The organism is Thalassospira sp. B30-1 (assembly GCF_015767575.1).
Lineage (GTDB): Bacteria > Pseudomonadota > Alphaproteobacteria > Rhodospirillales > Thalassospiraceae > Thalassospira > Thalassospira xiamenensis.
The window spans coordinates 864387-876662 of sequence record NZ_CP065232.1 but is presented as its reverse complement, the minus strand read 5'-3'; the positions used below and the strand labels follow the sequence as shown (position 1 = coordinate 876662).

The following is a 12276-nucleotide window of genomic DNA, read 5'->3' as shown; positions in this document are numbered from 1 at the left end:
TTTATCGATGCCACCTGATAAAGCATTGCTCGGCAAGCCAATAGACCATTCCAATCACATGATTGTGAGAAACATAGAAATTGTCCGAGACACAATCTCCAACTATTGGATTGACAATGCGATCCAGAACCAATCTGTTAATTTCAGATTCACTAATATTATTTATTTCTGGGTATATAACAGAGTTAAACTCATTCTCTGCCTTCGCCAAAAATCGAACAAATATCTGTTGAGCTGTAGAGTACATGGAGAATCTATAAAGTAATTTTGAGAACATCTCTTTTTTCTCAATTGCATCTAGATAAACATGAGACATACCAGCAGCATTCAATTTATTCTCAAGACCATCAATTCCATCAACCGACCTCCTAGAATAATATCTAACGAGCTCATCCATCGTCTCACTTACTGTATCATTCTGATTTATTTGCTCATCCAGATGCTTCAGCAATTTCTCAATTGCACTTTGAGGATAGGTATTTACTACATAACTCTTGTTTATATCTCTACCAGCCATATCTCTGGCAGATGATGCTCTCCGCTGATCGGTGTGGTTGCTCATGCCTTCGTCGTCTTATCTCTGCCCACAATATCACCACCCGATTGGGCACCAGATTGGTCTACATTGCTTCCTTCGCTTTTTGCGCTAAATCGTTTCTTCAATTTGAAATAGCTGATAGAGCAACCTGCTGCTCCACCACCTAATACCCCTAAAATTAGGCTTGTAAGATCGAACGAGAAGTCCATACCGCCACCCCAAATCCTTAAAATTCTGCCTGCTTGCTCAATCTATATTAGCATTTACAACATGAACACTCCTCATAAGGATAGGCGACACCTCCTCTAAAGAGACAAGAGTATGCAAACATGGCACCACCTCTCCCCAGACTGGCTGAACTGGGCTGATCAACTCGCCCCCGCAGCACAGAAGATCAACCGGCATCTGATCGACGCACTCGATCTGCCGGCTTTGACGCGTGCCGCCGACGGGCGGGACTTGGCCGTGCTTGATCTGGCGTCCGGGGTTGGGGAACCGGCATTCGGGATTGCGCAGATGCTAGCCGATGCCGGAGATAATGGTGATGGTGATCCCGCCCTGCACGGCCAAGTGATCGCATCTGATATCGTGCCGGGCATGTGTGCCGGACTGGCCGAACGCGCCGGGGCGGAAGGGATTGGCAATCTGTCGGTGGTTGCGGCCGACATGGAAAAGCTGCCCTTTGGAACGGGCACGATGGATGCGGTTTCGTGCCGGTTTGGCGTGATGTTCTGCCATGATCCCGATGCCGCCCTTGGCGAGGCCAACCGGGTGTTGCGCTTTGGGGGCCGGGCGGCTTTCATGTTGTGGGCACCGCTGGTCGATAATCCGCTATTTAGCGCCATGGATGGGGTTCTGGGTAATATGCTGGGGACCGGGTTTGCCGATGCCGGGCTTGATCTGTTTGGCTTTGCCGATCCCACGTCCGCCACCGCGCACATGGCACGCGCCGGGTTTGGTGATGTCACCCTCACCACCCACAGCCCCGCCGGGCGCATCCCGGAACGTGCAGCATTCTGGAAGCCGCAGATGGAAATGCTGTTTGGTCCGCAATTGCGTGCCGCCACGGATGCGGAACGCGGGGCGATTGATGCCGCGATGTTCGAAGCACTGCGTCCCTATGTGACGGACGGGCATTTTCAGGTTCCGATTTGTTTTCATGTACTTGCCGGGGTGAAGGGGTAAGACCGCCCCCAAAAGCGGCGTTTTTCCCTTGATTTCCGCAAACCTTCGTGTCAAACCGCGCGCCTTGGAAGGGATGTTTCCTTCCCCTGTCGTAGCACCAGGTTAAAAACACGAAAGACATGACATATGAAGACGATTGTCGTCTGTTCTGGCGGGCTGGATTCCGTCACGCTGGCCCATAAGGTTGCGGCCGAGCACAACCTGCATTCCCTGATTTCGTTCGATTATGGCCAACGCCATAAAAAGGAACTTGATTACGCCGCGCGTGCCGCACGCGATCTTGGCGTCAAACATCACATTGTCGATCTGACGCCGGTTGGCGCATTGCTGACCGGGTCGTCATTGACAAGCGATGATATCGCTGTACCCGACGGCCATTATGCCGAGGAAACCATGCGCATCACCGTGGTTCCCAACCGCAATGCCATCATGCTTGCCGTGGCATTCGGGGCTGCGGCATCGGCCGGGGCGGATGCGGTGGCGGCCGCTGTTCATGGTGGGGATCATTTCATCTATCCCGATTGCCGCCCCGACTTTATCAAATCGTTCCAGATCATGCAGAACCATGCCCTTGAGGGTGTGCGCGACGTGTCGCTTTATACGCCGTTCCTCCACGGGTCGAAGGCCGATATCGCCGCAGAGGCCGGGCGGCTTGGCGTGCCAATTGATCGCACATGGTCGTGTTACAAGGGTGGTGAAACCCATTGCGGGCGGTGCGGCACCTGTGTCGAGCGGCGCGAGGCGCTTGAACTTGCCCGTGTGCCCGATCCAACGGTTTATGTGGATCGCGATTACTGGAAACAGGCACGGGCCGAACATATGGCGCGTAGCCTTGGCGCTTCCGGGAACTAAGTGGATGCCCGACTGTGCGGGAGTCCATATCCCCCCCCCACACAACCGACTTAGCCAGACAAAACCAACCGGCCGCAAGCCCTCCGCCGCATCGCGGGCACGGGCGCGCCGTATCGAAAGCCATTATGATGTTCACCATCACCAAACAATTCACCTTTTCCGCCAGCCATCAGTTGGCCGGGCTTGATGCCGATCACCCTTGCGCGCGCCTGCACGGGCATAATTACATTGTCGAGGTAGAGCTCCGCGATGCGGAGCTTGATGCGCGCGGCTTTGTCCGCGATTACCGCGAACTGGCACCGCTTAAACAAATGATCGATGAAGAGTTTGATCACCGCCATCTGAACGAGGTCCTTGGCCATGATCACGCCACTGCCGAACGGCTGGCGCTGTTCTTTTACGACTGGGCGCATGACCGCTGGCCCGAAGTCAGTGCGGTGCGGGTGTCCGAGACCCCGAAAACATGGGCGGAATACCGACCATGAGCGGGACGGAACTGGCTCTGGCACCTGACAAAATCCGCATATCGGAAATTTTCGGGCCGACCGTACAGGGCGAAGGTGCGCTGATCGGCATGCCGACGGTGTTTGTCCGCACCGGAGGATGTGATTTTCGCTGTTCATGGTGTGACACGCTTTACGCCGTCGATCCGGCCTTTCGCGCCGACTGGAAACCGAATACGGCGGCCGAGGTCATGGATCGGGTTCGCACCCTTTCGGGTGGCAAGCCGATCCTTGTCACCCTTTCGGGCGGTAACCCGGCGATCCAGCCCCTAGGCGGCCTGATCGCGCTTGGCAAACGCAATGGTTTTACCTTTGCCATCGAAACACAGGGCAGCATCGCGCGTGACTGGTTTGCCGATCTTGATTACCTGACACTCAGCCCTAAACCGCCAAGCAGCAGCACCGATTTCGACCCCGATGCCCTTGCCGCCTGCATCACCGCGGCGCAAGCCAATGGCGTGCTTGACGGCCCGGCGATTACGCTTAAATTCCCGATCCGCGACGATGCCGATCTGATGTTTGCCGACCATGTCCGCAAACGCCATCCCGATATCCCGGTCTGCCTGCAACCGGTCAACATCACCCCCGCCGAACCGCACCCGGACGGCCTTAACGGCGTTGATATAGACGGCCTTACGGAACGCTACCGCTGGCTGGTTGATCAGGTGTCAGAACGCGGCTGGTTTAACATCCGCGTCCTGCCGCAATGGCACGTCCATGTCTGGGGCAACCTGCGCGGGGTGTGATTCTCCGCTGCCCCTTGCACGGCAAAGCCCGCGCCACATTCGTTATGCGGGCATATATTTATGAAAAATAAACCATAAATTGAAAATAAATCATCCTGCAGACGACAAGCAATATCAGATAATTAGCCGGTTTTCCGAGGCGTTGCGGCCGCCCGCGATTTGCTTTTGCGCGCCATTCTGACCATTTCTAATAGGGAGGTCTATTTTGCCCTCCTGAACAGAAAGCAGGACAAAATGTCTTTTCGCAGCTTTTCACTGAACCATGTGAAGTCCGGGAAGCAAAAGCCCGCAGAACCGCTGGAAGGCCGCCCGGTCGATACGCCGGTGGCCCTGCCGGAACATTCGCCGCTTGAAGGTCCGCCAACCGTCAAACAGGCAGAAAATCCGGTCGCTAACCCCGCGCCATCCGCGCCACCGCAATAACCGGTTTCACAAACAGGCGGGGGGATTGCCCCCTCCGTCGGTTTTGGTTCCTGTGTCGAAGGCGCAAGGAGCTTGATCATGACCATCACCCGCAACACGCATCGGACCGTCACCTTTTTCCATCCGTTCCGGCTGGAAGGATATGACGAGCTGTTTCAGGCCGGCACTTACGAGGTCGAAACCCTTGAAGAACTTGATCTGATGGCCGCGACGCGCAGCTATAAAAAGGTTCAGAGCAACCTGCATGTCTGGTCACGCGATGGCAAAACGACCGTTGCACGCCTGCTGGTTCTTGATCCCGTCATTCTTGATAGCGCCCTGGTTCTGGATGCCGATCCCCTGCGCGAGGAAGAACGCGCCCGGATGATCGGCACAACTGGCAAAGATGACGACCACGGCGACGCAGATGACGCAGGAGAAGACGATCACCCCGGCCACGCGACCACCGGTCCCGGCCCTGCCTTCCGTCCCTCCCAGCCCGATCACAGGACGCCATGAAATCATGCAGATCAGGATCGAGTTTTTCCGCGTGCATGACGGCTCTGACGCCCGTGCACGGTTAAACCGGATGGACTGCGTCACCTCCGATATCGAGGCCGCGATTGCGCAGGCCGAAGACCTTTTGAAAGGGGCGGGCATGCCGCAAAAACCAGATGCCTTTGCCCTGTTTGATGATTTGGGGAACGAGCTTTATCAGGCCCGTTTCACCCCGACCAATCCAAGATAGCCCCTTTGATATCGCCTGATCCCGCGCGCCCCAAAAAAAGGAGCCATCAATGTCCTTCAAGATGATCGAGTTTATGAAAATGGCCGCCGGGTCGCTTTCATTTCTGACCGTGACGGTATTCCTGTTCTGGACCATTCTGGGCTAGGGTCCGGTCATCACCAGAAAAAGCATCATAAGGCCGCCGATCCGAAAGGTCCGCTTGCGGATATGCTGCACATTCCGAAGGCCATCATCATGGCCATCGATGGCGTTTGTGACGATACCCTTTCGGGCAACCGTGCTTCGGCCATTATTACTATCGCTGGGTTTGGTACTGGTATTATGGCTGGTCTTCGTGCTGGGCTTGAAAAGGTTTCTTTGATGGTTGCTTTGATGGTTTCTGGGGCGGATCATGTCGGCAGGTTCCTGTTGTGAAATCCTGCCGACCCTGCCCTATTGTGCGACGTCCGGCGTCCGGCCCTGCCCATCCGGCCCACCAGGTGTCGCTCCGGACGGCCTATTTTCTGCCGCTGCTCGCGCATTTGCCCGCACCGCACTTGGCGTATCCCCGGTCAGTTTCTTGAACGCCAGATTGAAGGTCGATTTCGAATTGAAACCAACACTGAGCGCCACATCAAGGATGGTCCGCTCCGGCTCGGCAATCAGCACCGCACGCGCTTCCTCAATCCTGGCCCCATTGACATAATCAAAGAAATTCTGCCCGACATGATGGTTTAAAACATAGGATAACTGATTGGGCGAAAGCCCCACCGCACGGGCGAGTTTTGGCAGCGAAACCAAAGGATCCAGCAGCAAGTCACCGCGTTTACGGATATCGTCAAGCCGCCTGAGCGCGGATGCCACACCGTCACCGTCAAGCAGCGGCCGCGAGATCGGCTCCGCGTCGCCCCCCCTTGCAGAAGACGCAGCAGGAGCCACCGAAACAACAGCACTGTTTGCCGAACCTTGTACTGGCTGGGTCAGGTCCTCTTCATCCACCTCACCTTCGCCCGGCCAATCGGGCATGACAAACAAAACCGGCTGGGTCGCGATTTCATAACTGAGAGCGAACAGCAGCAGCACAAATGCCATCCCGGTTCCCGACATCGCCAGGTCTTCAACAAAGAAAAATGCGGCAATCTTACCGATCAGGGCCGTCAGGAAGATCAGGCTGACACCACCAAGAATGACGCCCATCCAGCGGCGCATCGCGTTGCGATCCACGCCGAGCTGTTCCTGTGCCTGACGGAAATACCGATGCGCCACCTTCCAGATCAGCAAAACATAAGTTCCCGCCTGCGCGAAAATCGCAAACCAGCAGAAACTGCTGATGGCGGCAGGAACAGTAAAACTATGTTGAAAATCATCGGAAATGGGCATGCCATTGGTGATCGACCATGCCATGAGATTCAGGACCACCCCAGCCAACACAAAATGCACCCAAGGCTGACGTGACGGCACGCCCGAAACTTCGCGGAAGTAAAGATAAACAGCAGGGGCAATCAGGAAATTGGCCGGAATAAATATCATTTCGACAACCTGATAGCCTTGCTGCGAAAAGAAAACCTCTGCGACATCTTCGAACAGGTTGAACGCCACAGCGGCAAGGAAAAGCATCATCCAGCGATTGGCGCGAAGCGCACGCGCACCTTCGGAACGCAACAGCAGACAAAGGAATGCTGCCTGCGCGATGCCAGCGACAGCCACAAACAGATCAAGATAGTCATATATATCGTTCATAAACGCGCTTTATCCCGTTTGATCGGTGCCCGGCAGTGCCCCCTTACCGGGGTGAAGAAATGTCGTCCTATATCGTTTCAATATGCACGAACAAACACAATCGGCGTCCGACGATGCACAACCGGACGCCCGGCCGGACAAATTAAGCCAGTTTGTTTCAACGATAAGCGCGGTTAACCCCAACCGAATCAAAACACTCGCCCGATTTTGTAACAAACCACCCTTATCAGTCGTCATTAAACCGAAACGTGCAATAAATTGACTATATCAGTCTGATATACTAAGAATCGATATATATCGAAATGATATAGTTTTTCTGGCATCTTCCCCCGCCGGAACGATGATCGGATCGAGACGCATAACAGGATGGATACCGAACAGAATATGGATGTACGCACATTGTGCCTTGGTGCCCTGATGGGTGGTGAAGCAACCGGATACGAGATACGCAAAATGTTTGAAGATGGCACTTTCAGCCATTTCCAGATCGCGTCTCTGGGTTCGATCTATCCGGCACTGACCAAGCTGACCCAGGACGGGATGGTGACCTTTGTTGAACGCGAACAGGAAAATCGCCCCGATAAAAAGGTTTACCAACTGACCAGCGAAGGCCGCCGAACGTTTCTGCGCACATTGTTGCAAACCCGCCCGGGCGAGGATCGTTACCGGTCCGATATTCTGTTCATGCTGACCTTTGCCGAGGAACTGCCCATCGAGCTGACCGAGGCATTGATCGATGAATTCGCTGCTCGCCACGAAATGATGAAATTCGATATCGATCCGGACAATCCGCAAAAGGATAAATGTCCGCTTACCCATGGCCGCGATGAAGACGGACAGCCGACCCCGGGTTGCCGTTTCGTCGCCGGACTTGGGCAGGCAATGTGCGAGGCGACACTGAAATTCATCCGCGAAAACAAATCAGGTTTGATCGAGGAATTGCGAACCCGCAAAGACAGGAAAGCCTGATCCGCCGACAACAATAACAACAGAACCAAGAATAACAAGAACCGCAAGGTTCACCACAAAGCGCCACTTTATCAAGTGCCATACGCATTCCGTTTGGGCATATCTGAGGGAATAGAACCATGAATGCTTCACGCCTTATCGCCATCGTACTTGCCGTCGGGGCGGTACTTTGGGTTGGGTCCGGATTACTAAGCGGGGACGATTCCGCCGAAACAGGGCCGACGTCAGTGGTCGAGAACGCAGACGGTGCGCAAGTCGCGAAAAATGGCGATGCGCCTGTGACGACCGCGTCACCTTCGGCCGGGCATGCCCCACATGCATCGGTCCGTGTCAGAACCAGCGAAGCCGTCGAACATGTCGATGTCCTGCGCATTTCCGGACGCACCGAAGCCGTGGTTTCCGTTGAAATCCGTGCCCAGGTCGATGCCATGGTCGAAGAAATCGGCGCAATCAAGGGCCAGCGCGTGAAAAAGGGTGATCTTCTGGTCAAGCTGGCGGTTGAAGACCGTGCTGCGCGCGTGGAAAAGGCGCGTGCCCTTGTAGCCCAGCGCGAACTTGAAAATAGTGCGGCCAAAAGCCTTGCCGAAAAGAATTACCGTTCGAAAACCGGTGTCGCAGAAACCAAGGCCCTGCTGGAAGAAGCGCGGGCGGACCTGAAACTGGCACAGATCGAACTGAACCATACCGAAATTCGCGCCCCTTTTGACGGCGTGGTGGAAAACCGCCCGGCTGAAATCGGTGATCTTCTGTCGGTAAACGATCCGGTCGCAACCCTGATCCAGGCCGACCCGATGCTGGTGGTTGCCCATGTCCCTGAACATTCGATCGGCAGCGTCCAAACTGGCCAGTTGGCGCATATCACCCTGTTTGATGGGCGCGAGGCCGATGGTGTCGTGCGCTATGTGTCGCAGGCATCGGACAATTCGACACGTACCTATCGGGTCGAAGTCGAAATAGATAATACCGACCTTGGCATCCCCGATGGCATGACATCCGAATTGCAAATTCCAATCGGCACCAAAATGGCGCATCGCGTTGCCCCGTCGGTCCTGACGCTGAATGACGAAGGTCAGGTCGGCGTGCGCGTCATTGTCGATGACAACAAGGTTGCGTTTTACCCGATCGAACTTCAGGGAGGAAACCGAGATGGCATCTGGATTGGCGGCCTTCCGGAAAAGATCGACCTGATCGTGGTCGGCCATGACTGGGTCAAGGAAGGCGCAACGGTCGAAGTCAGCCGGATTGAAACCGGCGATACCCCCGAAGGTTTACAAAACATGGCCCCCGCCCCCAAGGAAACGGTCGCGCGTTAAGCGTGGCATGAGGAACCGGAGACAGAAACATGTCCCTCATTGATATTGCGCTTGACCGTTCGCGCACCGTTATCCTGACCCTGATCCTGCTGTTGGCAACCGGTTGGGTGGGTTACAACGCGATCCCCAAGGAAGCCGACCCGGATGTGCAGATCCCGGTCCTTTATGTGTCGATGCATCATGACGGCATTTCGCCCGAAGATGCCGAACGGCTTTTGCTACGTCCGATGGAACAGGAACTTCGCACCATCGAAGGTGTGAAGGAAATGACGTCACAATCCTATCAGGACGGTGCCTCGGTCACGCTTGAATTCTATTCCGATGTTGATATCGACGACGCCCTTGCCGATGTGCGCGAACGCGTCGACATTGCCAAGTCAGAATTGCCCACCGATACCGACGATCCCGAAGTTCACGAGGTCAACCTGTCGCTGTTTCCGGTTCTGGTTGTCACCCTTGCCGGTGATGTGCCTGAACGGACCTTGCTGCGTCTGGCACGCGACCTGAAAGACAATATCGAAGGTATACCCGCGGTTCTCGAAGCCAATCTTGCCGGCAACCGCGAAGAACTGGTCGAGTTTGTCATCGATCCGATGAAAGTGGAAAGCTATCGCCTGAACGGGGTTGATATCGTATCGCTGGTGCGCAATTCGAACGCGCTGGTGGCCGCGGGTGCCATCGATACCGGATCGGGCCGCTTCAACATCAAGGTTCCCGGCCTGTTTGAAACAGTCAATGACATCCTTGACATGCCGCTTATCGTTGACGGGGATTCGGTGATCCATTTCCGCGATATCGGCGAAGTCCGCCGGACCTTCAAGGATGCCGAAAGCTTTGCCCGTCTGAACGGCCAATCGGCCATCGCGATCGAGGTTTCCAAACGTGTTGGCGAAAACATCATTGATGTGATTGACCACATAAAGTCGGTCACCGCCGAAGCGGCTCAATCCTTCCCACCCAATATCACGGTCAGCTACTCGCAGGATAAATCATCCGATATCCGCACCATGCTGACCGACCTTCAAAACAGTGTTATCCTTGCGATCCTGCTAGTCATGGTGGTGGTGATCTGGTCGCTGGGCTGGCGGTCGGGGCTTCTGGTGGGCCTTGCCATTCCGGGTTCCTTCCTGACAGCAATCCTTGTGCTTTGGGCACTGGGCATGACGGTCAATATCGTGGTTCTGTTCAGTCTGATCCTGGCGGTCGGGATGCTGGTGGATGGCGCGATTGTGGTTACCGAATATGCCGATCGCAAAATGCTTGACGGATTGCCGCGCAAGCAGGCCTATCCGCTGGCAGCCAAACGCATGGCAATGCCGATCATTGCATCAACGGCAACAACCCTTGCCGCCTTCCTGCCACTGGCATTCTGGCCCGATATCGTCGGCGAATTCATGAAATTCCTGCCGATCACGGTTTTGTTTACCCTGTCCGCGTCGCTTGTAATGGCGCTGATCTTTGTGCCCACGGTTGGCGCATGGTTTGGCAAGCCCGGCTCTGCCTCAAGCGAGGCATTGGATGCGGTTGCCGCGGGCCGGATGGATCGTTTGCGCGATCTTAAGGGCGGAACAGGTTTTTATGTCCGTCTGCTTAAAGGCTCGTTGCGGTTCCACTGGCTGGTTGTACCGATGGCATTTGTCATCCTGATCGGGGTTTGGGCGGCATTTGGTATATTTGGTCGCGGTGTGGAGTTCTTCCCGGCAGTAGAGCCCGAAGTCGCCGCCGTTCAGGTCCGCGCACGCGGCAATATGTCCTACTATGAACAGGATGCGTTGTTAAAGGAAGTTGAGGATCGCATTCTTGGCCTTGACGCCAAGCATGAAGGCGAACACTGGTTCGATACCGTCTATGCCCGTTCGGGCCGCAGTGCAAGCAGCGGCGGCAACGACACCCCCGAAGACGTGATCGGTGTCATCCAGCTTGAATATGCCGACTGGCAGAAACGCCCGAAGGCGACCGAGATCGAACATCGCATCCTTGAAGAAACCGCCGATCTGGCCGGCTTGCAGATCGAAATTCGTGCCGCCGAAGCAGGCCCCCCGCAAGGCAAGGATGTCCAGATTCAGTTGCGGTCGCTTTATCCCGATGCACTTGATGAAACCGCGACCAAAATCATGACCGGATTGCAGGAGATGGGCGGTCTTTACAATTTCGAAGACGGCAAATCGCCTCCGGGAATTGATTGGGAATACACGGTTGACCGTGCGCAGGCCTTGAAATTCGGGGCGGACATCAACCAGATCGGCAATGTGATCAAGCTGGTGACCAACGGGATCAATTTTTCAACCTATCGCCCGGATGATTCGACCGAGGAAATCGACATTGTCGGTCGTTACCCGGCCGAACACAGGTCCCTTGAAGAATTGCAAAGCCTTCAGATCGTGACCGACAAGGGGCTGGTGCCGCTGGCCAACTTCGTCAAACGCACCGCAAAACCCAAAACAGGGACATTGTCACGCGTTGACAGCCGCCGCGCCCTGACCGTCAAGGCCGACGTTGCCGAAGGCATCCTGGTCGACACCAAGGTGCAGGAGGTCAAGGCATGGATGAAAAACCTTGATATCGATCCGCGCGTTTCGGTCGAATTCAAGGGGCAGGATGAAGAGCAGCAAAAGTCGGCGGACTTCCTGAAAAATGCCTTCTCGGTTGCGCTGTTCATCATGTTTGTCATTCTGGTCACCCAGTTCAACAGCATCTCAAGTTCGCTTCTGATCATGGTGGCCATCATCATGTCAACGGCGGGTGTTTTCCTGGGGCTGATGATCACCGGACAAGCGTTCTCCATCGTTATGAACGGGATCGGGGTTGTGGCACTGGCCGGGATCGTGGTGAACAACAATATCGTTCTGATCGATACTTTCGACCGGCTAAAACACAGTGCGGACAGTATCGAAACCGCGATTCTGCAAACCGGGGCACAGCGTTTGCGACCTGTGATGTTGACCACAGTTACCACGATCCTTGGTCTGGTACCGATGGTGTTACAGATCAATATCGACTTCGCCGAACGTTCCATGTCGATTGGAGCCCCTTCGACCCAGTGGTGGGTGCAACTTTCGACATCCATCGCGTTTGGTCTGGCCTTTGCCACCGTGCTGACACTGGTCTTTACCCCCTGCGCACTGATGATGCGCCACAAGGCGGGGATCGGCTGGCGGAAGCTAAAGGCACGGATGGCGGATAGATTTGGCAAGGGCGGCACGCCACAATCTGCCGACCATAGGTCATAATCCCGACCACGCCAGACATAACAGTAAAAACCGCGCGACATTCCCCCCGACCCCGCCGCGCGGTTTGACCG

The 12276-nt window shown here is 55.3% G+C and carries 13 protein-coding genes; 11 read left to right on the top strand and 2 right to left on the bottom strand.

All coding sequences use genetic code 11. The annotated features are described in order from the left end of the window. Nucleotide 1 precedes the first annotated feature (1 nt). The gene (locus IT971_RS04005; protein ID WP_063092790.1) at nucleotides 2-562 is read right to left on the bottom strand and encodes an ABC-three component system protein; all 561 of its coding nucleotides are present in this window, start codon (nucleotides 560-562) and stop codon (nucleotides 2-4) included. A 297-nt stretch (nucleotides 563-859) separates the two neighbouring features. Here IT971_RS04005 and IT971_RS04000 point away from each other — a divergent pair, with 297 nt between their 5' ends. The 8 genes from IT971_RS04000 (at nucleotide 860) to IT971_RS03965 (ending at nucleotide 5388) form a co-directional block, all read left to right on the top strand. Further along, the gene (locus tag IT971_RS04000) at nucleotides 860-1723 is read left to right on the top strand and encodes a class I SAM-dependent methyltransferase (RefSeq protein ID WP_063092788.1); all 864 of its coding nucleotides are present in this window, start codon (nucleotides 860-862) and stop codon (nucleotides 1721-1723) included. Nucleotides 1724-1849: 126 nt separating this feature from the next. Next, on the top strand, nucleotides 1850-2575 hold the full coding sequence (gene queC, locus IT971_RS03995; RefSeq protein WP_063092787.1) for a 7-cyano-7-deazaguanine synthase QueC: 726 nt from the start codon (nucleotides 1850-1852) through the stop codon (nucleotides 2573-2575). Nucleotides 2576-2700: 125 nt separating this feature from the next. Then, a complete protein-coding gene (gene queD, locus IT971_RS03990; RefSeq protein WP_223305007.1) occupies nucleotides 2701-3060 on the top strand; it encodes a 6-carboxytetrahydropterin synthase QueD in 360 nt (119 codons plus the stop codon). Beyond that, the gene (queE, locus tag IT971_RS03985; RefSeq protein ID WP_007090505.1) at nucleotides 3057-3824 is read left to right on the top strand and encodes a 7-carboxy-7-deazaguanine synthase QueE; all 768 of its coding nucleotides are present in this window, start codon (nucleotides 3057-3059) and stop codon (nucleotides 3822-3824) included. Before queD ends, queE begins: the two co-directional genes overlap by 4 nt. Before the next feature lie 234 nt (nucleotides 3825-4058). After that, nucleotides 4059-4247: a hypothetical protein gene (locus IT971_RS03980; RefSeq protein ID WP_007090506.1), complete on the top strand. Its 189-nt coding sequence runs from the start codon at nucleotides 4059-4061 to the stop codon at nucleotides 4245-4247. A gap of 78 nt (nucleotides 4248-4325) precedes the next feature. Continuing rightward, on the top strand, nucleotides 4326-4745 hold the full coding sequence (locus tag IT971_RS03975; RefSeq protein WP_037990279.1) for a hypothetical protein: 420 nt from the start codon (nucleotides 4326-4328) through the stop codon (nucleotides 4743-4745). Nucleotides 4746-4749: 4 nt separating this feature from the next. Continuing rightward, nucleotides 4750-4974 (top strand): hypothetical protein, encoded by a 225-nt coding sequence (locus tag IT971_RS03970; RefSeq protein WP_037990276.1) that lies wholly within the window; start codon nucleotides 4750-4752, stop codon nucleotides 4972-4974. Between the two features lie 234 nt (nucleotides 4975-5208). After that, nucleotides 5209-5388: a hypothetical protein gene (locus tag IT971_RS03965; protein WP_139190002.1), complete on the top strand. Its 180-nt coding sequence runs from the start codon at nucleotides 5209-5211 to the stop codon at nucleotides 5386-5388. Between the two features lie 18 nt (nucleotides 5389-5406). Here IT971_RS03965 and IT971_RS03960 read toward each other — a convergent pair whose 3' ends face one another. After that, nucleotides 5407-6693: an AraC family transcriptional regulator gene (locus tag IT971_RS03960; protein WP_063092785.1), complete on the bottom strand. Its 1287-nt coding sequence runs from the start codon at nucleotides 6691-6693 to the stop codon at nucleotides 5407-5409. 366 nt (nucleotides 6694-7059) lie between these two features. Between IT971_RS03960 and IT971_RS03955 the strand changes: the two genes are divergently transcribed. The 3 genes from IT971_RS03955 (at nucleotide 7060) to IT971_RS03945 (ending at nucleotide 12205) form a co-directional block, all read left to right on the top strand. Beyond that, nucleotides 7060-7662: a PadR family transcriptional regulator gene (locus IT971_RS03955; RefSeq protein WP_007090511.1), complete on the top strand. Its 603-nt coding sequence runs from the start codon at nucleotides 7060-7062 to the stop codon at nucleotides 7660-7662. 119 nt (nucleotides 7663-7781) lie between these two features. Continuing rightward, entirely contained in the window at nucleotides 7782-8975 is a 1194-nt protein-coding gene (locus tag IT971_RS03950; RefSeq protein ID WP_063092784.1) for an efflux RND transporter periplasmic adaptor subunit, read from the top strand. Between the two features lie 29 nt (nucleotides 8976-9004). Next, nucleotides 9005-12205, top strand: a complete 3201-nt coding sequence (locus IT971_RS03945; protein ID WP_063092783.1) for an efflux RND transporter permease subunit — start codon at nucleotides 9005-9007, stop codon at nucleotides 12203-12205. The last annotated feature ends 71 nt before the right edge of the window (nucleotides 12206-12276 follow it).